18 protein-coding genes are annotated in these 18,709 nt (G+C 70.0%); 9 read left to right on the top strand and 9 right to left on the bottom strand.

The genetic code is table 11. From position 1 onward, the window contains the following. Positions 1-10: 10 nt before the first annotated feature. Positions 11-511, bottom strand: a complete 501-nt coding sequence (locus EAH86_RS01050) for a GbsR/MarR family transcriptional regulator (RefSeq protein ID WP_140736777.1) — start codon at positions 509-511, stop codon at positions 11-13. Positions 512-564: 53 nt separating this feature from the next. On the opposite strand from EAH86_RS01050, the gene EAH86_RS01045 reads away from it, so the two are divergent. Together EAH86_RS01045 and EAH86_RS01040 are read left to right on the top strand one after the other, a co-directional pair. After that, complete coding sequence (locus EAH86_RS01045) at positions 565-1,494, top strand: ABC transporter ATP-binding protein (protein WP_140736776.1); 930 nt, start codon at positions 565-567, stop codon at positions 1,492-1,494. Beyond that, a complete protein-coding gene (locus EAH86_RS01040; protein WP_140736775.1) occupies positions 1,491-3,080 on the top strand; it encodes an ABC transporter permease in 1,590 nt (529 codons plus the stop codon). Before EAH86_RS01045 ends, EAH86_RS01040 begins: the two co-directional genes overlap by 4 nt. A gap of 90 nt (positions 3,081-3,170) precedes the next feature. Here the strand turns inward: EAH86_RS01040 and EAH86_RS01035 are convergent, their stop codons facing one another. After that, positions 3,171-4,262, bottom strand: coding sequence for a mannose-1-phosphate guanylyltransferase (locus tag EAH86_RS01035; RefSeq protein ID WP_140736774.1), 1,092 nt, complete (start codon positions 4,260-4,262; stop codon positions 3,171-3,173). 100 nt (positions 4,263-4,362) lie between these two features. On the opposite strand from EAH86_RS01035, the gene EAH86_RS01030 reads away from it, so the two are divergent. Further along, entirely contained in the window at positions 4,363-5,520 is a 1,158-nt protein-coding gene (locus EAH86_RS01030) for a glycosyltransferase family 4 protein (RefSeq protein ID WP_206665694.1), read from the top strand. A 55-nt stretch (positions 5,521-5,575) separates the two neighbouring features. Then, positions 5,576-6,565 carry an aldo/keto reductase gene (locus tag EAH86_RS01025; RefSeq protein WP_140736772.1) on the top strand — a complete coding sequence of 330 codons (990 nt, stop codon included), beginning with the start codon at positions 5,576-5,578 and terminating at the stop codon, positions 6,563-6,565. Positions 6,566-6,590: 25 nt separating this feature from the next. On the opposite strand, the gene EAH86_RS01020 is transcribed toward EAH86_RS01025, so the two are convergent. Beyond that, positions 6,591-6,959 (bottom strand): MerR family transcriptional regulator, encoded by a 369-nt coding sequence (locus tag EAH86_RS01020; protein ID WP_140736771.1) that lies wholly within the window; start codon positions 6,957-6,959, stop codon positions 6,591-6,593. Between the two features lie 197 nt (positions 6,960-7,156). Here EAH86_RS01020 and sdhC point away from each other — a divergent pair, with 197 nt between their 5' ends. The 5 genes from sdhC to EAH86_RS00995 all read left to right on the top strand — a co-directional run bounded on the left by sdhC (position 7,157) and on the right by EAH86_RS00995 (position 11,977). Further along, positions 7,157-7,534, top strand: coding sequence for a succinate dehydrogenase, cytochrome b556 subunit (gene sdhC, locus EAH86_RS01015; protein ID WP_140736770.1), 378 nt, complete (start codon positions 7,157-7,159; stop codon positions 7,532-7,534). A gap of 16 nt (positions 7,535-7,550) precedes the next feature. Next, complete coding sequence (locus EAH86_RS01010; RefSeq protein ID WP_140736769.1) at positions 7,551-8,021, top strand: succinate dehydrogenase hydrophobic membrane anchor subunit; 471 nt, start codon at positions 7,551-7,553, stop codon at positions 8,019-8,021. Between the two features lie 28 nt (positions 8,022-8,049). Continuing rightward, on the top strand, positions 8,050-9,825 hold the full coding sequence (gene sdhA / locus EAH86_RS01005; protein WP_140736768.1) for a succinate dehydrogenase flavoprotein subunit: 1,776 nt from the start codon (positions 8,050-8,052) through the stop codon (positions 9,823-9,825). After that, positions 9,825-10,604 carry a succinate dehydrogenase iron-sulfur subunit gene (locus EAH86_RS01000; RefSeq protein WP_140736767.1) on the top strand — a complete coding sequence of 260 codons (780 nt, stop codon included), beginning with the start codon at positions 9,825-9,827 and terminating at the stop codon, positions 10,602-10,604. The genes sdhA and EAH86_RS01000 overlap by 1 nt, the downstream gene beginning before the upstream one ends. Positions 10,605-10,717: 113 nt before the next feature. Next, complete coding sequence (locus EAH86_RS00995; RefSeq protein WP_140736766.1) at positions 10,718-11,977, top strand: D-alanyl-D-alanine carboxypeptidase family protein; 1,260 nt, start codon at positions 10,718-10,720, stop codon at positions 11,975-11,977. Positions 11,978-11,980: 3 nt separating this feature from the next. Here EAH86_RS00995 and EAH86_RS00990 read toward each other — a convergent pair whose 3' ends face one another. The 6 genes from EAH86_RS00990 to EAH86_RS00965 are packed head-to-tail and all read right to left on the bottom strand — an operon-like array spanning position 11,981 to position 18,687. After that, positions 11,981-13,060 carry a YihY/virulence factor BrkB family protein gene (locus EAH86_RS00990; protein ID WP_140736765.1) on the bottom strand — a complete coding sequence of 360 codons (1,080 nt, stop codon included), beginning with the start codon at positions 13,058-13,060 and terminating at the stop codon, positions 11,981-11,983. Position 13,061: 1 nt separating this feature from the next. Continuing rightward, positions 13,062-13,577 carry a 2'-5' RNA ligase family protein gene (locus tag EAH86_RS00985; RefSeq protein ID WP_140736764.1) on the bottom strand — a complete coding sequence of 172 codons (516 nt, stop codon included), beginning with the start codon at positions 13,575-13,577 and terminating at the stop codon, positions 13,062-13,064. A gap of 41 nt (positions 13,578-13,618) precedes the next feature. Continuing rightward, entirely contained in the window at positions 13,619-14,650 is a 1,032-nt protein-coding gene (trpS, locus tag EAH86_RS00980; RefSeq protein WP_194150724.1) for a tryptophan--tRNA ligase, read from the bottom strand. Positions 14,651-14,654: 4 nt separating this feature from the next. Beyond that, positions 14,655-16,820, bottom strand: a complete 2,166-nt coding sequence (locus EAH86_RS00975) for an alpha-galactosidase (RefSeq protein ID WP_140736762.1) — start codon at positions 16,818-16,820, stop codon at positions 14,655-14,657. Beyond that, on the bottom strand, positions 16,817-17,749 hold the full coding sequence (locus tag EAH86_RS00970; protein WP_140736761.1) for a carbohydrate ABC transporter permease: 933 nt from the start codon (positions 17,747-17,749) through the stop codon (positions 16,817-16,819). Before EAH86_RS00970 ends, EAH86_RS00975 begins: the two co-directional genes overlap by 4 nt. Then, entirely contained in the window at positions 17,746-18,687 is a 942-nt protein-coding gene (locus EAH86_RS00965; protein WP_241668112.1) for a carbohydrate ABC transporter permease, read from the bottom strand. The genes EAH86_RS00970 and EAH86_RS00965 overlap by 4 nt, the downstream gene beginning before the upstream one ends. Positions 18,688-18,709 lie beyond the last annotated feature (22 nt).

Here is an 18,709-nt window from a genome sequence, read left to right as displayed (position 1 = left end):
CGAGCGGTGGTCAGTAGCCGAGCTGGGCCCGGCGCTTGTCCCACTTGTCGGAGAGCTGCTGCATCTCCTCGGTGACGAACTCGAGGAACGCCACGCTCACGGCCAGCCGGTCCCCCGCCTGGGTGCCCGGTCCCCCGACCATGGCGACCCCCTCGCGCAGGCTCGACGTCAACGGGGCGTAGATGTTGGGGGTGTTGAGCATCATGTCGTGCCAGGCGTCGTCGGCCACGACGAAGACGTCCCGTCGGCTGCCTTGTTCCCGCTCGCGGTGGATCATCCGCATCTGCTGGAGGTAGCGCACCGCACCCGACACGGAGGCGGGGCTGACCGAGAGGACGTCGCCGAGCTCCGCGGCCGTCATCCGGCCGTCGTCCTTGGCGAGCAGTGCCGCGAAGACCCGGGCGGGCAGCCGCTGCAGACCTGCCTCGGTCAAGGCCGAGCCGAACCGCTCGACGAAGCGGTGCTGGGCGGTGGGCGGCTGTGCGGGGGCGGAGCGGTGCGGGGCGACCATGGTTGGAGTTTAGAACATTCAGCATTTTCTGAAAATGGTGTACCGTCGGAGCCATGGCACATGTCATCGAGGCCACCGGCCTCATCAAGAAGTTCGGCGCCACGACCGCCCTCGACGGGCTCGACCTCACCGTCCACGAGGGTGAGGTCCACGGCTTCCTCGGACCCAACGGCGCGGGGAAGTCCACCACCATCCGCGTGCTGCTCGGCCTGATCCGGTCCGATGGCGGCACCGTGACCCTGCTGGGCCAGGACCCGTGGAAGCACGCCACGGAGCTGCACCGACAGCTGGCCTACGTGCCGGGCGACGTCGTGCTGTGGCCCAACCTCACCGGGGGTGAGGTCATCGACCTGCTCGGCCGGCTGCGTGGAGGGATCGACGCCGGCAAGCGCGACAAGCTGCTGGAGGCGTTCGAGCTCGACCCGACCAAGCAGGGCCGCTCCTACTCCAAGGGCAACCGGCAGAAGGTCGCGCTCGTCGCGGCGCTGGCCTCGGACGTGCCGCTGCTCGTCCTCGACGAGCCGACGTCCGGGCTGGACCCGTTGATGGAGAAGGTCTTCCAGGAGCACCTCACCCAGGTGCGGGCGGAGGGGCGGACCGTCCTGCTGTCCAGCCACATCCTGTCCGAGGTCGAGACGGCCGCCGACCGGGTGAGCATCGTCCGCGCCGGGCGGATCGTCGACTCCGGCACCCTCACCGACCTTCGCCACCTCACCCGCACCAGCGTGACCGCGACCCTCACCCGGCCGGTGGCCCAGACCGAGGCCGCTCAGTGGCCCGGCGTGGACGCGGCCCGACAGGACCGCGAGCGCCTGGTCCTGTCCGTCGAATCCAGCGCGGTGGGCGACGTCCTCCAGCGGCTGGGCAGCCACGGGATCGAGGCGCTCATCTGCCAGCCGCCCACCCTCGAGGAGCTGTTCCTCTCGCAGTACCGCGACGCGATCGATCCGGGCCAGAAGGTCGAGGAGGAGGTGTCGGCATGACGTCCCTGGCCGGCACCGGGCCCCTCCTCCGGCTGGCCTGGCGGCGCGACCGCTGGATCATCCTGGCCAGCGTGCTCGCACTGGTGGCCACGGCCTACGGGTCGATGGCTGCCACCCTCGACCTCTACCCGACCGACGCCGAGGCGGCGGCCGGGGCCGCCGTGATGGTCGACAACCCGTCACTGACCGCCCTCTATGGGCCCCTCCCCTCCGCCACTGCCGCCGGCATCGGCGTCCTCAAGACGGTCATGATGGGCAGCCTCTTCACGGCGTTCCTCGCCTTCGCGATCGTGCGGCGGCACACCCGCACCGAGGAGGAGGACGGCCGTTTCGAGCTCGTTGCCGCCGGTGTCGTGGGTCGCCGCGCCCCGCTCGCGGCCGCTGTCGCCCTCGCCTCGTTGACCGTGCTCATGACCGGGCTGCTGTCGGCCCTGAGCCTGCTCGGCACCGGCGTGGACGCCACCGGTTCGTTCGCCCTCGGTGCCGTGGAGGTGGTCGCCGGCCTCGTGATGACCGGCATCACCGCCATCGCCGTCCAGCTCACCTCGACCACCCGTGGCGCGGGCGGCATCGCGATCGGCGCGCTGGGACTGGCCTTCGTCGTGCGCGCCGCGGCCGACACCTCCACCGGCGGCGGCCGCGACCTCGCGTGGTTCTCGTTCCTCGGCTGGGCGCAGAAGGTCAGCCCGTTCGGCGCGAACCGGCTCTGGCTGCTGCTGCCTGCAGTCGCCGCGACGGCGGTCCTCCTCGTCGTCGCCGACCTACTGCTGCACCGGCGGGACGTCGGTTCGGGTCTGTGGGCCGCCCGCCCGGGACCGGCGCACGCCTCTGTCGGGCTCGCAAGCCCGCTCGGTCTCGCGTGGCGCCTCCAGCGCGGCTCGCTGATCGGCTGGACCATCGGGTATGCCGTCGTGGGCCTGGCCGTGGGCAACATCGCCAAGTCTGTGGACCAGATCGCGAGCAGCCCCGACGTCGAGGACATGCTGCGGAAGATGAGCGGCGGGCAGGGCTCGCTGGTGGACGTCTTCTTCGGTACCGAACTGCGGTTCCTCGCGATCGGGGTGGCTGCCTACGGCATCGCGACGGCGCTGCGACTGCGCTCCGAGGAGAGTGCAGGTCGGGCCGAGATCGTGCTCGCGACGCCGGTGAGTCGGTGGCAGTGGCTCGGCAGCCACGCGCTCATCGCCGTCCTGGGCACGCTGTGGCTGCTCGTCGTCGTCGGGGTCAGCGCGGGGCTGTCCGCCGGTGCGGTCAGCAGCACCGGGGTGGGCGACCTGCTCCCGGCGGCGCTCGCGACGGCTCCCGCGGTGCTGGTCTGCGTGGGACTCACGATCCTGCTCTTCGGTCTGCTGCCCCGGTGGTCGACCTTCGGGTGGGGCCTGCTGGCGGTGTTCGTCCTGCTGGGCGAGCTCGGCGCCCTGCTCGGCCTGCCCGACTGGGCGATGGGCCTGTCGCCGTTCGACCACCTCGGCAGCCTGCCCGGAGGGGATGCCAACGCCGCCGGTCTGGTGGCCCTCGTCCTGGTCGCGCTGGCCATCGGCGCGGCCGGGTTCACGACCTTCCGCCGCCGCGACCTGGTCACCTGACCTCGCCCACCCCCGCACTTCCCGCGGGTCTTTGAAGGATCTGCCACGTCCTGGCGTGGCGGATCCTTCAAAGACCCGGGCAGGGGCGGGTCAGAGCAGGTCGGTGCGGCCCTCGGACCGCAGCGCGTCGACGACGGCCTTGACGTCCTGGGCCCGCTCGCGCGACATGACGAGGAGTGCGTCCGGGGTGTCGACCACGACGACGTCGTCGAGCCCGACCAGCGCCACGACCCGGCCGGTCCCCGGCACGACGATGCCGGTCGAGTCGACCACGCGCACCGCGGAGGCGTCGCCGAGGACCCGCACACCCGGCATACCGTCGGCATCGCTCAGCAGCGCGCCGAGCGACCCGAAGTCGCCCACGTCGTCCCAGCCGAAGCCCCCGGGCACCACCGCGACCCGGCCCTCGGTGGCCGCGGGCTCCGCGACGGCGTGGTCGATCGCGATCTTCTCCAACCCCGGCCACACCTCGTCGAGTCGCGAGGGGTCGGCCGCGAGCGACCGCAGCCCCGCCGCGAGCTCGGGGTGCCACTGCGCGAGCAGGTCGAGCAGGACGGTCGCCTTCACGACGAACATGCCTGCGTTCCAGCGGAACCGGCCCGTGGCGAGGTACTCCTCGGCCCGCGCCCGGTCGGGCTTCTCGACGAACTGGGTGACTGCCCGCACGGTGCCGTCACCGAGGGGCGAGCCCATCTCGACGTAGCCGAAACCTGTTGCGGGATAGGTGGGTTCGATGCCGATCGTCACGACATAGCCCTGCTCCGCAGCACCCACTGCCTCCGCGACACAGGAGCGGAACGCGTCCTCGTCCGCGATCACGTGGTCGGCGGCGAACGACCCGAGCACTGCGTCCGGGTCGCGCGCCTCGAGCACCGCCGCGGCCCACCCGATCGCGGCCATCGAGTCGCGCGGAGCCGGTTCGGCCAGCAGCTGCTCGGAGGGCAGCTCGGGCAGCTGCTCCCCCACTGCCGCCCGGTGCGCGACCCCGGTGACGACCAGGACCCGCGAACCCGTCAGCGGCGTCAGTCGGTCCCACGTGGCCTGGAGCAGCGAACGCCCGGTGCCGGTGAGGTCGTGCAGGAACTTGGGCGACCCCGCCCGCGACAGCGGCCACAGCCTCGTCCCGGCGCCCCCCGCGGGGATCACCGCCCAGAAGTGGTCGTTCGTCGCCGCGGATGACATGGCCGGAACGCTAGCCCACCCACCAGCCCGTCACCTGCCGCTCACCCGACACACCCCCAGCCGTGGCCCTCCCCTCACCCGCGGTGCGGACTCTGGTCCTGTGCGCGTCGCCATCGTCACCGAGTCGTTCCTCCCCCACCTCAACGGGGTCACGACCAGCGTCTGCCGCGTGGCCGAGTGCCTGCGCGACCGCGGCCATGAAGCCGTCATCCTCGCCCCGCGTCCGGCGCCGTCGAGCTACGCCGGGTATGCCGTGCACGGGCTCGCGTCGGTGCCTGTGCGGCAGTTCCCGGTCGGGCTGCCGATGGGCGCCGAGGTGGAGGCGGTGCTGGCCGACTTCGCGCCGGACGTCGTGCACGTCGCGTCGCCGTTCGTCCTCGGAGCCAGTGCGCTGTCGGCGGCGACCCGGCTCGACCTGCCGACCGTCGCGGTCTACCAGACCGACATGCCGAGCTACATCCGTCAGCACGGCCCCGGAGCGGTCGGACGCGGAGCAGCCAGGGCCGCGTGGCGCTGGATCCGCAGGATGCACGAGATGGCCGACCTGACCCTGGCCCCGTCGTCGGCGACCCTCGACGAGCTGCAGGCGCACGGCATACCGCGCACTGCCTTGTGGGCTCGCGGGGTGGACGCGACCCTGTTCAACCCCGGCTGGCGCGACGACGCCGGCACCCGCGCCCTGCGGTGGTCGCTCGCGCCAGCGGGAGAGCTGCTGGTGGGCTACGTCGGGAGGCTGGCGCCGGAGAAGGAGCTGCACCGGCTGGCTGCCCTCGCCGGGCTGCCCAACCTGCGCGTGGTCCTGGTCGGCGAGGGTCCCACCCGTCACGACGACGCCGCCACCCTCGCCGCAGCGGGCGTCGACGCCGTCTTCCTGGGCAGCCGGGAGGGCGACGACCTCGCCAGGGCGTATGCCGCGTTCGACCTCTTCGTGCACACCGGCACCCGGGAGACCTTCGGCCAGACCCTCCAGGAGGCCGCCGCGACCGGGCTGCCTGTCGTAGCACCCGCCCGCGGCGGCCCGCTCGACCTCGTGGACCACTCGCGGACCGGGCTGCTCTTCGACCCCGACGACCCGACTGCCCTGCGCGACGCGGTCGCCCACCTGGCCGGCGACCGGGTCAAACGGGAGGCGTTGGGCGAGGCGGGACGGCGCCGGGTCGCGGACCGCAGCTGGGCATCGCTGACCGACCAGCTGCTCGTCCACTACGCCACCGCGCAGCGCGCACGCTCGCTCGTCGGGTGGCGCACCGGGTCTTGACTTGGAGCGCGCTCGAAGGGGAACCGTCGTTCCCACCGAGTGACAGGAGAGCTCCATGAAGTACCGCAAGATCGGCACCGACCCCGCCCGCCAGCGCGAGGTGAGCGTGCTCGCCCTGGGCGCCATGTGGTTCGGCACTGCCACGGACGAGCCGACCGCCTTCGCCCTGCTCGACCGGTACGCAGCTGCCGGGGGCACGTTCCTCGACACGTCCAACAACTACGCCTTCTGGGCCAACGGCACCCAGGGTGGCGAGAGCGAGGCAGTGCTGGGGCGCTGGCTCGCCCAGAGCGGCCAGCGCGACCGGATGGTCGTCGCCACCAAGGTCGGGGCACGTCCGCTGTCCCCCTCGCGCGACTTCCGCGACATCGAAGGGTTGTCCCCTGCCGTCGTCCGCGAGCAGGTGGACCGCAGCCGGGAGCGGCTCGGCATCGAGCAGATCGACCTCTACTACGCGCACCTGCGCGACCCCGGCACGCCGCTGGCCGAGCAGGTCGACGGGCTCGCCGGTCTGGTCGAGGACGGCGCGGTCGGCATGCTCGGGGCCAGCAACTTCTGGGCGTGGGAGCTGGAGCGCTCGCGGAGCCTGGCCGAGGACCGGCCGGCCTACGACGTGGTGCAGTTCCAGCACTCGTACCTGCGGCCGCGGACCGACCAGCCCGGGCTTGCGTCGCCCGAGGGCACTGTCGGCGTCGCGGACGGTGCGCTGCTCAGCTGGCTGGCCGACGACCCGCGCCTGACGATGGTGGCCTACTCGCCGCTGCTGAAGGGCGCCTACACCCGCGACGACAAGCCGCTGCCTGACGCGTTCGACCATCCGGGCACCCCGGCTCGGCTGGCGGTGCTCGACGAAGTGGCTCGGGAGACCGGGGCGACGCGCAACCAGGTCGTCATCGCCTGGATGCTCGGAGCGCCGGTGCCCGCCATCCCGCTGGTCGGCGCCTCCTCGGTGGCCCAGCTCGACGAGAGCATCGAGGCCGTCGACCTCGAGCTCACCGCCGAGCAGCAGGCCATGCTCGACGGCGAACGCGAGCGGGTGTGGTGACCCGGCGACCGTGACCGGCCGGGGCTCAGTGGCAGTTGTCGGCCTCGCCGAGGTAGACCGCGATCTTGCGCTCGATCGCGGCGAGGTGCCGGGCTTCGGCCTCGAGCCGGTCCCGGACGGCGTCGCGATGTCGACACAGGATCTCGAGGCGCTCGGCCTCGTTGCCCTCGCCGGCGCGCACGAGCTGCGCATAGCGACGAACGTCGCGGATCGGCATGCCCGTGGTGCGCAGCCGGGTGATCAGCTCGATCCAGCCCAGCTCGCCCTCGCTGTAGCGGCGGTGTCCACTGGAGGACCGCGGTACCTCCAGCATCAGTCCGTCGCGTTCGTAGTAGCGCAGCGTGTGCGCGGTGAGCCCGGTGCGCTCGGCCGTCTCGGCGATGGTCAGGTCCATGACCCCAGCGTGGGGGTTGGAGTGGGCTCGAAGTCAAGACCTCGGACTCGGCATACCAGCGGGTAACACGGCCTGTCTGGTTTCTCACAGCCGGGCCGTTCACGGTCCCGGGGGCCGGGCCGATAACCTGACGGGCGAACTACGGCCATCGACGCTCGACGACGAAGCCGTGAAATCTGCTTCGAAAGGGACGCGCAGTGGCGCAGGCAGCCAACGGGACCCTCTACCGCGGCCGTGAGGGCATGTGGTCGTGGGTGGCCCACCGCATCAGCGGTCTCCTTCTCTTCCTCTTCCTGTTCGCGCACGTGCTCGACACCGCGCTGGTCCGGGTCTCCCCCGACGCCTACAACCAGGTGATGGAGGCCTACAAGAACCCCGTCGTCGGCATCGGGGAGGCGGGCCTGGTCGCCGCGGTGATCTTCCACGCGCTCAACGGTCTTCGCATCATCGCCGTCGACTTCTGGGCCAAGGGCCCGAAGTACCAGCGACAGCTCTTCTGGGCTGTGGCCATCGGCTTCGTCGTGCTCTTCGCGCCGTTCGCGATCCGGCACCTGACCATCGTGTTCACGCACTGAGAGGCCGGGGAAACTCATGAGCGCCACCACCGAGACCAACTACCACGCCGGCCCCGACGCCGTCTCCGCCAAGAAGTCCCGCTACCGCCGGGTCTCCAAGGGTCGCGGCAACTTCGAGCTCTGGTCGTGGGTCTTCATGCGGGCCAGCGGCATCCTGCTACTCGTGCTGATCTTCGGGCACCTGTTCGTCAACCTCATGCTGGGCGAGGGCATCCACGGCATCGACTTCGCGTTCGTCGCCGGCAAGTGGAGCAGCCCGTTCTGGCAGACCTGGGACATGTTGATGCTGTGGCTCGCCGAGCTGCACGGCTTCAACGGGGTCCGCACGATCATCAACGACTACACCGAGAAGGACCGCACCCGGTGGATCCTCAAGGGTCTGCTGGTGGCGAGCGCGCTGCTCGTGATGGTGCTGGGCACGCTGGTCATCTTCACCTTCGACCCGTGCCTCGACCCGTCCTCCACTCTCTCCGTGTGCGCACGATGACCCTAGATCGCCAAAGGAAACAGCACTGATGCAGACGCACAAGTACGACGTGGTCATCGTCGGGGCCGGCGGCGCAGGCATGCGTGCCGCGCTCGAGTCGAGCACCCGCACCCGCACGGCGGTGCTGACCAAGCTCTACCCGACCCGGTCGCACACCGGCGCGGCGCAGGGTGGCATGTGCGCCGCCCTCGCCAACGTCGAGGAGGACAACTGGGAGTGGCACACCTTCGACACCGTCAAGGGTGGCGACTACCTCGTCGACCAGGACGCTGCCGAGATCATGTGCCGCGAGGCCATCGACGCGGTCATCGACCTCGAGAAGATGGGCCTGCCGTTCAACCGCACGCCCGAGGGCAAGATCGACCAGCGCCGGTTCGGCGGGCACACCCGCAACCACGGTGAGGCCGCCGTCCGCCGGTCCTGCTTCGCAGCAGACCGCACCGGCCACATGATCCTCCAGACGCTCTACCAGAACTGCGTCAAGCAGGGCGTCGAGTTCTACAACGAGTTCTACGTCCTCGACCTGCTCATGAACACCGGCGCCGACGGCGTCGAGCACACCGCTGGTGTCGTGGCCTACGAGCTGGCGACCGGGGAGCTGCACGTCTTCCAGGCCAAGTCGGTCGTCTTCGCCACCGGTGGCACCGGCAAGGTCTTCAAGACCACCTCGAACGCCCACACGCTGACCGGTGACGGCATGGGCGTGGCCTTCCGTCGCGGGATCCCGTTGGAGGACATGGAGTTCTTCCAGTTCCACCCGACCGGCCTGGCCGGTCTCGGCATCCTGCTGTCCGAGGCCGCACGCGGCGAGGGCGGCATCCTGCGCAACGCCGACGGCGAGCGGTTCATGGAGCGCTATGCCCCCACCATCAAGGACCTCGCGCCCCGCGACATCGTGGCCCGCTCGATGGCCAACGAGGTGCGTGAGGGCCGTGGCGCCGGGCCGAACAAGGACTACGTCCTGCTCGACCTGACCCACCTCGAGCCGGCCCACATCGACGCCAAGCTGCCCGACATCACCGAGTTCGCCCGCACCTACCTCGGAGTCGAGCCCTACACCGAGCCGGTTCCGGTCTACCCGACCGCGCACTACGCCATGGGTGGCGTGCCGACCAACGTCGAGACCGAGGTGCTGAGCAACAACACCGACGTCGTGCCGGGCCTCTTCGCGGCCGGCGAGGTCGCCTGCGTCTCGGTCCACGGGTCCAACCGCCTCGGCACCAACAGCCTCCTCGACATCAACGTCTTCGGGCGTCGCGCCGGCATCGCCGCCGCGGAGTATGCCGCGAACGCACCGTACGTCGACCTGCCCGCCAACCCCTCGACCTTCGTCGAGGCGATGGTCGAGACGATCCGCACCCGCGACAGCGGCGAGCGGGTGGCCGACCTGCGTCGTGCACTGCAGGAGACGATGGACCGCAACGTCCAGGTGTTCCGCACCGAGGCCTCCATGAAGGAAGCCCTCGGCGTCATCGACGAGCTCAAGGAGCGCTACGCCAACGTCGTCGTGCAGGACAAGGGCAAGCGGTACAACACCGACCTGCTCGAGGCCGTCGAGCTCGGCTTCCTCATCGAGCTGGCCGAGGTCATCACCCTCGGAGCCCTGGCCCGCAAGGAGTCCCGAGGCGGCCACTTCCGCGAGGACTACGAAGCCCGCGACGACGTGAACTTCATGCGCCACACCATGGCCTACCGCGCGCCGGTCACCGACGACGAGCTGGGCCCGAAGTTCGCCGACGAGGTCCGCCTCGACTACAAGCCCGTGACCGTCACCCGCTACCAGCCGATGGAGCGCAAGTACTGATGACTGCCACCACGACCGACACGACCGCGGGCAAGACCGGCCAGGACTCCGCCAAGGCCGGCGCCGTACCGTCCTTCACCGTCACGCTCAAGATCGCGCGCTTCAACCCCGAGACCGACACCGAGGCTCACTGGGAGACCTACCAGGTCACCTCGCACGCCACCGACCGGGTGCTCGACGCGCTGCACCAGATCAAGTGGGACCAGGACGGCTCGCTGTCGTTCCGCCGCTCCTGCGCCCACGGCGTCTGCGGCTCCGACGCCATGCGGATCAACGGCAAGAACCGGCTCGCCTGCAAGACGCTGATCAAGGACGTCAACCCCGACAAGCCGATCACCGTCGAGCCGATCAAGGGCCTTCCCGTCGAGAAGGACCTCATCGTCGACATGGAGCCGTTCTTCGACGCCTACCGCGAGGTGATGCCGTTCCTCATCACCAACGGCAACGAGCCGACCCGCGAGCGGATCCAGAGCCAGGCCGACCGCGACCGCTTCGACGACACGACCAAGTGCATCCTGTGCGCCGCCTGCACCACGAGCTGCCCGGTGTTCTGGAACGACGGCCAGTACTTCGGCCCCGCGGCGATCGTCAACGCGCACCGCTTCATCTTCGACACCCGCGACGAGGGTGGCGCGCAACGGCTGGAGATCCTGAACGACAAGGAAGGGGTGTGGCGCTGCCGCACCACCTTCAACTGCACCGACGCGTGCCCGCGTGGCATCCAGGTGACGCAGGCGATCCAGGAAGTGAAGCGCGCGCTCCTGACGAGCCGGTTCTAGACGTTGAGGCGAGCGGACTCAGGGGTCGCGGCCCCCGAAGTGGGCGCTTGCACCTCTCGCAAGCTCGTTCTACGGTGCGGCGCGCCCACTTCGGTGCCCACTCGGGTATTGGCATGAACGACGCCTCCACCCATTTCCGGCGCGCACTCCTCGGACTCCTCGTCTCGGTGGTCGCGGTCTCGCCGGGCACCGCAGAAGCTGCCACCACGCCGAAGCCGACGCCGTCGGTGACGACCAAGGGGCTGCCGGTGCCAAAGGCGACGGTGGATCCGCGGGTGTCGGTCGGTGGGGAGCAGCTGGCGTCGATGGGGGTCGTCACGGATCTGCCGGAAGGGGTGCCTTCACCGCCGAAGCTGCGCGACGTGTCGTGGGTGCTGGCCGACCTGGGGACCGGGAAGGTGATCGCAGCGAAGGCGGCCCATGCGCGGTTGCTGCCGGCCAGCACGCTGAAGACGCTGACGGCACTCACCCTCATCCCCGAGATCTCGGCGCGGCAGATGATCACGGTGACGCAGGCCGACGCGAACGCCGACGGGACCCGGGTCGGGTTGGTGCCCGGGCTGCCCTACACGGCGGAGCAGCTGTTCCAGGCCCTGCTGATGGCGTCGGGCAACGACGCCGCGTACGCGCTGGCCGACGCCGGTGGCGGGCGGGAGGCGACGCTGACCGCGATGAACGAGCACGCGGCATACCTCGGTGCGCATGACACGGTCGCGAAGGACCCGGCGGGGTTGGACGCCCCTGGGCAGACGTCAAGCGCCTACGACCTGGCGCTGATCGGCCGGGCGGCGTTGCAGCTCAAGGACTTCCGCACCTACGTCGCCACCAAGCAGGTCGACTTCCCGGGCCGCCTCGACCCCAAGACGAAGAAGCGCGTGACCTACAAGGTCAACAACCACAACAGGCTTCTCTACAACTACGACGGCACCATCGGGGTCAAGAACGGCTACACCGAGGCCGCGAACCGCACCTTCATCTCTGCGGTGACCCGTGGCTCGAAGACCTACCTGCTGACCGAGATGTACGGTCTCGACTCGTCGTGGCGTCCGCAGGCGGCGATGTACGACTGGGCGTTCGCCTACGGCGACAGGGCGGGCACGGTGGGCGACCTCGTCGCACCGGGAACGGTCACGGCACCGCCCGCCGTGCTGCCGAGCACGACCTCGCCGACCCTGACCGACCCGGCGACCGGCGGCCCGGCTGCCCAGGAACCCACCCGGGCTGCTGCGGCGCTCCCGGCCAGCGGAACCATTCCCGCATCGGTCACGCGGTGGCGCGCTCCCGCAGCGGTCGCAGTGGTCCTGCTGCTCCTTGCCTGGGGAGTCCGGAGGCGTCGGCGAATGGTCCGCGCCCGCGGCGCGCGTCGCCGCTGACCGTCACCTTCGACGGACCAGGCTCCGTATGCCGCGTGCCACCGTGCCCAGGGCCACGGCTCCGACCGCGCCGAGCACCGCGCCAGCGGCCACGCTGGTCCGGTCGGCTGCACGCTGGCCAAAGGTCGGGAGCCCGGCGTCGGTGCGCTCGCGGATGCTGTCGACCGGTTCCGGCGCCGGCCCCTCGGCCAGCTTGTGCGCCTGGCCGGCGCTGAGGCCCGTTCCGCCCGCGGTGTCGAGGTCGTTGGCGGCCCACGCGGCCGAGATCAGGATGATCCGCGACATGAAGTTGAGCCACACCAGCAGCCCGACGACGAGAGCGAAGCCGAAGTAGAGCTTGTTGTCCGTGGTGCTGGCGAGCAGCACCGAGCCGAACTTCTTGAGCACGGTCAGGCCGATCCCACCGAAGATCGCACCGTTGCGCAGTGCCGGCCACGGGACCTGGACCCCGGAGAGGAGCCGCAGCATGATCGCGACGAGGACGCCGTCGAGGGCTACCCCGACGACGAAGGCGACCACGGTCAGGACCCATCCCTGGCCGCCCAGACCGACGAGGTCGGCTGCCCACGTCGCCGCCGCCCCAGCGACGGCGCCGACGCCCGCGGACAGCAGGATGCCGACTCCGAGGAGGATGAGGACGCCGACGTCGCGGAGCTTGGCGAGCACGGGGTTGCCGGGCGATCCCTCCACGCCGAAGATCGCGCGGATCCCGTCGCGCAGCGCACTCAGCCAGCCGGTCCCCGCGAGCACCAGGCCGACCACGGCGATGACACCGGAGATCGACAGGGCGGCGCCGGTGGGCGCGTTGACGTTGATGATGCCGTTGGGCTGGTCCTGCGACTTCACGAAGCCGGGCAGCAGTCCGTTGATGGCGTTCTTGGTGTCCTCGAGCAGCTGGGGCTGGTCGCGCAGCAGGATGCCGAAGACCGTGAAGGCCAGCAACACTGCCGGGAAGACGGAGAAGAAGGCGAAGTAGCCCACGCCACCCGCCAGCAGGTTGCCGCGGTGGTCGCCGTACCGCTTCCAGGCACGCCAGGCCTGCGTCGTCTGGAGCCGGGCCCACCAGTCCCTGAGTGTCTGCACGTCAGCGTCCGTTCAGCGCGAACGAACGCACCGGCCGCCAGACACCATCGGCGCCGTGCTCGTAGAGGTGGAACTCGCCCACCGCGAAGGTGCACTCGAAGTCGGCGAGATCGGTGAACGCGCGGTCGAGGTTGTCCTCGGACACGTGGTGGGCCACCGTGACGTGCGGGTGGTAGTAGAAGTCGAGCTTGCGCTTCAGCGGTCCGCGGCGGACGGCCTTCTCCAGCAGCTCGCAGTCGGCCAGCCCACCGGAGACCTGGACGAACACCACCGGGGAGATGGGCCGGAAGGTGCCGGTTCCCCGAAGCACCATCGGAAACGAATGTCCTTGGCTGGCAACGGTTTCAAGATGCTTCACGACCGCAGACAGGTCGTCGCCCTCCACCTCGGTCGGAGGCAGGAGCGTCACGTGCGTGGGGATGGACTCGGCGAGCGGATCTCCGAAGGACGCACGCTTGGCCTGGAGCATCTCCGCGTGTGGTGAGGGGATGGCGATGGACACACCGATGGTGGGCACGACGGCGACCCTACCGAACGCTCTGGGCAGGCACGGGGCGGTCAGCGGGCACTGGGGAGCAGTCCCACGGCCGCACGCACCCGAGCCATCGTCGCCTGGGCGACCTCGCGAGCCTGGTCTGCGCCCGCGGCGAGGATCCGGTCCAGCTCCGCCGGGTCGCCGAGCAGCTCCGCCAGCTGCTTCTGGAACGGGGTCAGTCGGTCGACGACCACGTCGGCGACCTCCTTCTTGAGGTCGCCGTAACCGCGTCCCGCGAACGAGTCAGCCAGCTCCTCGACGGGCGTGCCCGAGAGCACCGAGTGGATGACGAGGAGGTTGGAGACGCCGGGCTTGTTCTCGGGGTCGTAGCGCACCTCGCCGTCCGTGTCGGTGACGGCCGACCGGATGTTCTTGGCGATCTTCGCGGGGTCCTGCATGAGGTCGATGAGGCCCTTGGGCGAGGACCCCGTCTTGCTCATCTTCGACGTCGGGTCCTGCAGGTCCATGATCTTTGCCGCGCCCTTGACGATGTAGGCGTCGGGCACCACGAGGGTCTCGCCGAACCTGGTGTTGAAGCGCTCCGCCAGGTCGCGGGTGATCTCCAGGTGCTGGCGCTGGTCCTCCCCGACCGGCACATAGGCCGCGTCGTACATGAGGATGTCGGCGGCCATCAGCATCGGGTAGGTCAGCAGGCCGACGTTGGCGTTCTGGCCCTTGGCGACCTTGTCCTTGAACTGGGTCATCCGCCGGGCCTCACCGTCCGCGGTGAGGCAGTTCATCACCCAGCCGAGCTCGGCGTGCTCGGTCACGTGGCTCTGGCAGAACACCGCGGAACGGGTGACGTCCACACCCGCAGCGAGGTACTGGGCCGCGGTGGCCCGGGTGCGGCGCCTCAGCACCTCCGGGTCGGTCGGCACGGTCAACGCGTGGAGGTCGGCGACGAAGTAGTAGGCGTCGAAGTCGTCCTGCAGCTTGACCCAGTTGACCAGCGCCCCGAGGTAGTTGCCGAGGTGCAGGGAGTCGCTGGTCGGCTGCATCCCGGACAGGATCCGGGGCAGCGCAGCGGGGGCTGGCGTGACAGGCATGCGGGCCATTCTGTCAGGTCAGGTGCAGCAGGAAACCCTGGGCAGGACCGAGCACAGGCAGCGGCAGGCCGACCCCGGCCAGCAGCGCGCCGTGGACGGGGATGCCGTCGCCGAGCGCCTCGTCCCACCAGGCCGGGGCGATGTGCTGGATGACGGCAGGGAGCCCCGCCTCGCGTCGTACGCGCACCGTGTACGTGCGCGTCGAGTCAAGCCCCGGCAGCGCGACCAGGCCCGGCGTGACCGAGGTCCCGCTGTGGGTCCGCAGGACGGTGTATGCCGCGGTCTCGCCGTCCGCTGCGACCGTCCCGGTCACGAGCAGGCCCCGGTCGTCGGGGAGGTCGGCGCGCACCAGGTCACCGGAGTGCAGCAGCGGCCTCAGCTCGCGGTAGAGACCAGACCAGTCGGCCAGGGCGCTCAGCTCCTCGGACGTGCACCGTGCGATGTCCCATTCCAGGCCGGCATGTCCCTGCAGAGCGATGAGCAGCCGGAAGGACAGGTCCAGCGTGCGGTGGGTGGTGTGGGCGGTCGCCGGGCCCACATGCGTGCCCATCAGCTCGGCGGGCACGAGCAGCGAGGTCCACCGCTGGATCGCCGTCCGCTCCAGCGCGTCGTTGCAGTCGCTCGTCCAGATCCGGTCGGTGCGGGCGAGGACGCCGAGGTCGACGCGGGCCCCCCCGCTGGAGCAGGACTCGATCTCGAGGTCGGGGTGGGCGGCGCGCAGGTGGTCCAGCAGCGTGTAGAACGCGGCTGTCTGGGCGTGCACGGCTGGGCGGTCGACGCCACCGGCGTCCGTGCGGACCGCCTCGTGCAGGTCGCGGTTGTGGTCCCACTTGATGAAGTCGATGCCGAGATCGGAGACGAGGGCGCTGATCTGCCCCTCCACGTGGGCGGCCGCCTCGGGGTTGGCGAGGTCGAGCACGTGCTGCTGCCGCGATGGGCGAGGGTGTCCCGCCTTCGGACCCAGCACCCAGTCCGGGTGGGCCCGCACCAGGTCGGAGTCGAGGTTGACCATCTCGGGCTCGAACCACAGACCGAACTCCATGCCGCGACCCTTGACGTGCTCGACGAGGGGCTGCAGACCCTGCGGCCAGACGTCCGTCGAGACCACCCAGTCGCCGAGCCCGCTGTGGTCGTCGCGGCGGCTGCCGAACCACCCGTCGTCGAGGACGAACCGCTCCACCCCGATTTGGGCAGCGGTGTCAGCCAGCTCGGTGAGGCGCCCGAGGTCGTGGTCGAAGTAGACCGCCTCCCAGGTGTTCAGCACGAGGGGGCGCGGGTCGTTGCTGTGGGTCGCCGTCGAGCGCTGGCTCCGGTGCAGCCGCCGCGAGACTCCGTCCAGGCCGTCGGTCGCGTGGACGAAGACGACGTCGGGGGCGGTGTAGGTCTCCCCCGGTCCGAGCCGGAGCTCGCCCGGCTCGAGCAGCTCGCCGCCACCGAGGACCGCGGAGTGGACGCCGGCGCCCTCGGGGAGCCGCTCGGCCAGGTGCTCGTGGTTGCCGCTCCACGCGACGTGGACCGACCAGACCTCACCGGTCCGGAAGCCGAATCCTGCCGTCCCCACCGTGAGCAGGAGGGTGGCGTCATGACCCGTCCGCCCTCTGCGCGAGGCACGCAGGTGGGTGCCGTCCTGGAGCGCCGACCGCTGCGGTGACCGCTCGCGGCACCAGCGTCCGGTGAGGTCGAGCACCTCGGTGGCACGCGACGGCAGGGGCATCAGCGCGCGGAGGGCACCCAGGTCCAGCACCTCGGCCGCCTCCGGGTCGGCGCGGTTGGTCACCGACAGCGTGACGCGCAGGACGCCGTGCTCGTCGAGGGCATGCCCCAGCACCAACTCGGTAGCCCCGTCGCGGGCGGTGGTGCGGAGCGAGCGCTCGCCGTCGAGCTCGGCGGTGACGTCCCAGCGAGGCGCAGCCGCGCCACCCGCACGGTGCGCGGCATACCCGGGCGTGCCGAGCCAGCCGTCGCCGGAGGTGGGCAGCACGGTCAGCGGCCACGGCTCGTCGAGGGCGTTCGGCGGCACCGGCCCGGGAACGAGGCCGGGGAGGCCGGCCAATGCTGCGTCAGGCAGGTCGGCGCCCCAGTGCAGGACCCGGGGGAGACCTTCTCCAGAGGTGTCGAAGGCGAGACAGGTACCAGCGGAGCGCAGTACGACGAGAGGGACCGCGGTCTGCGACGTCATCCCTTGGTGGCTCCCAGCGTCAGACCCGCGACGAACTGCTTCTGCAGCAGGAAGAAGACGAGCAGGGTGGGCAGTGCTATGACGACCGACCCGGCGGCCACGAGGTTGTTGTCCGTGAAGAACTGGCCCCGCAGGTTGTTGATCGAGCTCGTCACCGGGAACTTGTCGCCGGACTGCAACAGCACCGTGGCCCAGAAGAACTCGTTGTAGATCCAGGTCACCTCGAGCGTCGCCAGCGCCGCGAGCGGGGGGCGGCACAGCGGGAGGGTGAGCTGGAAGAACTGGCGCAGCACCCCGGCCCCGTCCACGACGGCCGACTCGTAGATCTCGCGCGGCAAGGCCTTCATGTAGTTGGACAGGACGAAGGTGCAGAACCCGGTCTGGAACGCCACGTTGACGAGGATCAGGCCCCAGTACGAGTTGAGCAGGGTGCCCGAGTCGCTGATCCAGAACGGCACCTCGATGGCGCGGAACATCCGGTAGACCGGGATGAGCAGGGCCTGGGGAGGCAGGAGGTTCGCTGCGGTGAAGAGCCCGAGCAGGGTGAGGTTGAACTTGAACCCGAACCGCGCCACCACGAAGGCCACGCACGATGACAGGAACAGCGTCAGCAGCACGGCCGGGATGGTGATGTAGGCCGAGTTGAGCATCGTGTGCGAGAAGTTCGCCTGCTCCCAGGCGTCCTTGTAGTTGGCGAGCGTGAACCCACCCAGGGACAGGTAGCCGTGCTTCGACGTGTAGTCGTAGTCACGGAAGCTGTTGAGGAGGGCGTAGCCCACCGGGAAGATCCAGACCAGCGCCACCACCGCGAGGAACACCTGAATGACCCGGTTGCCCTTCTTGGTGCCGGCTGGCTGGGTGCGCTTGCCGATGAGCGGGTTCTTGATCCCGGGCACCGCGACCTGCGGGGCCTCGCTGCTGGCGGTCATCGCTGCTCCCTCATGACCATGCGTAGGTAGATGACGATGAAGACCGACGAGATGACGAGCATGAAGGTGGCCAGTGCCGAGCCGAACCCGATCCGGCTGGCTTCTCCGACGATGTTGCTCGTGACGAGGGTCGAGATGAGCTCGAGCCCGTTGCGCCCCTTGTTGATGACCCACACGAGGTCGAAGGCGCGCAGCGACTCGATGAGGGTCACCACGAACACGATGATGTTGATCGGGAACATGACGGGGAAGACCACCCGGAAGAACGTGGTGCGCTCGTTCGCGCCGTCGACCTTGGCCGCCTCGCGCAGCGTCGGGTCGACGCCCTTGAGTCCGGCCAGGTACAGCAGCATGATGTAGCCGACGTGCCTCCAGCTCGAGGCGAGCAGAGCCGCCCAGAGGTTGTAGCGCTGGTCGCCGTACCAGTCGATGCTGCTGCCGGTGACCTGGTTGATGAAGCCCTGGTCGCGGCTGTAGATGAGCTGCCAGATGAATCCGACGAGCGCCACGGAGAGCACCACCGGGAGGTAGATGGCGGTCTGGTAGACCCGTGAACCACGCACCTCCCGGTCGAGCAGCACCGCGAGGAACATCCCGATCGGGGTGGCGATGAAGAACGTCACCCCGAGCCAGATCAGGTTGTGCTGGAGCGCGGGGACGAACGGCGGGTAGATCGTGAGGACGTCCTTGTAGTTCTGCAGCCCCACGTTCTTGGCCGAGGAGATCGGGCCGATCCCGTCCCAGTTGGTGAACGAGAGCAGGACCGACCCGATCGCCGGGGCGACGACGAGCCACAGCACCAGCAGGGTCGGGATGCCCACCATCAGGGAGACGACGACCCGGTCCACTGGGGACAGGTGGTCGATGCCCTTGTACTTGGTGCGCTTCGGCTTGGACGGCTTCGGCTTGATGCCTTTGGGCGTGGTCTGGGTCGACACGGTGACTCCTCGGCGTCGTCGC

It is taken from the genome of Pedococcus bigeumensis, assembly GCF_006438965.1.
In the GTDB taxonomy this organism is placed as follows: Bacteria; Actinomycetota; Actinomycetes; order Actinomycetales; family Dermatophilaceae; genus Pedococcus; species Pedococcus bigeumensis_A.
The sequence above is the reverse complement of the archived record's forward strand: the minus strand, read 5'-3'. Positions and strand labels throughout refer to the sequence as shown.

Excerpts from the sequence above, each read along its gene's own strand:
- EAH86_RS00995 (WP_140736766.1), top strand. The coding sequence starts at position 10,718 with ATGAACGACGCCTCCACCCATTTCCGGCGCGCACTCCTCGGACTCCTC.
- EAH86_RS00970 (WP_140736761.1), bottom strand. The coding sequence starts at position 17,749 with ATGACCGCCAGCAGCGAGGCCCCGCAGGTCGCGGTGCCCGGGATCAAG.
- EAH86_RS01025 (WP_140736772.1), top strand. The coding sequence starts at position 5,576 with ATGAAGTACCGCAAGATCGGCACCGACCCCGCCCGCCAGCGCGAGGTG.
- EAH86_RS01010 (WP_140736769.1), top strand. The coding sequence starts at position 7,551 with ATGAGCGCCACCACCGAGACCAACTACCACGCCGGCCCCGACGCCGTC.
- EAH86_RS00975 (WP_140736762.1), bottom strand. The coding sequence starts at position 16,820 with ATGACGTCGCAGACCGCGGTCCCTCTCGTCGTACTGCGCTCCGCTGGT.
- EAH86_RS01000 (WP_140736767.1), top strand. The coding sequence starts at position 9,825 with ATGACTGCCACCACGACCGACACGACCGCGGGCAAGACCGGCCAGGAC.
- EAH86_RS01035 (WP_140736774.1), bottom strand. The coding sequence starts at position 4,262 with ATGTCATCCGCGGCGACGAACGACCACTTCTGGGCGGTGATCCCCGCG.
- EAH86_RS01040 (WP_140736775.1), top strand. The coding sequence starts at position 1,491 with ATGACGTCCCTGGCCGGCACCGGGCCCCTCCTCCGGCTGGCCTGGCGG.
- sdhA (WP_140736768.1), top strand. The coding sequence starts at position 8,050 with ATGCAGACGCACAAGTACGACGTGGTCATCGTCGGGGCCGGCGGCGCA.
- EAH86_RS01045 (WP_140736776.1), top strand. The coding sequence starts at position 565 with ATGGCACATGTCATCGAGGCCACCGGCCTCATCAAGAAGTTCGGCGCC.
- EAH86_RS01050 (WP_140736777.1), bottom strand. The coding sequence starts at position 511 with ATGGTCGCCCCGCACCGCTCCGCCCCCGCACAGCCGCCCACCGCCCAG.
- trpS (WP_194150724.1), bottom strand. The coding sequence starts at position 14,650 with ATGGCCCGCATGCCTGTCACGCCAGCCCCCGCTGCGCTGCCCCGGATC.
- EAH86_RS01020 (WP_140736771.1), bottom strand. The coding sequence starts at position 6,959 with ATGGACCTGACCATCGCCGAGACGGCCGAGCGCACCGGGCTCACCGCG.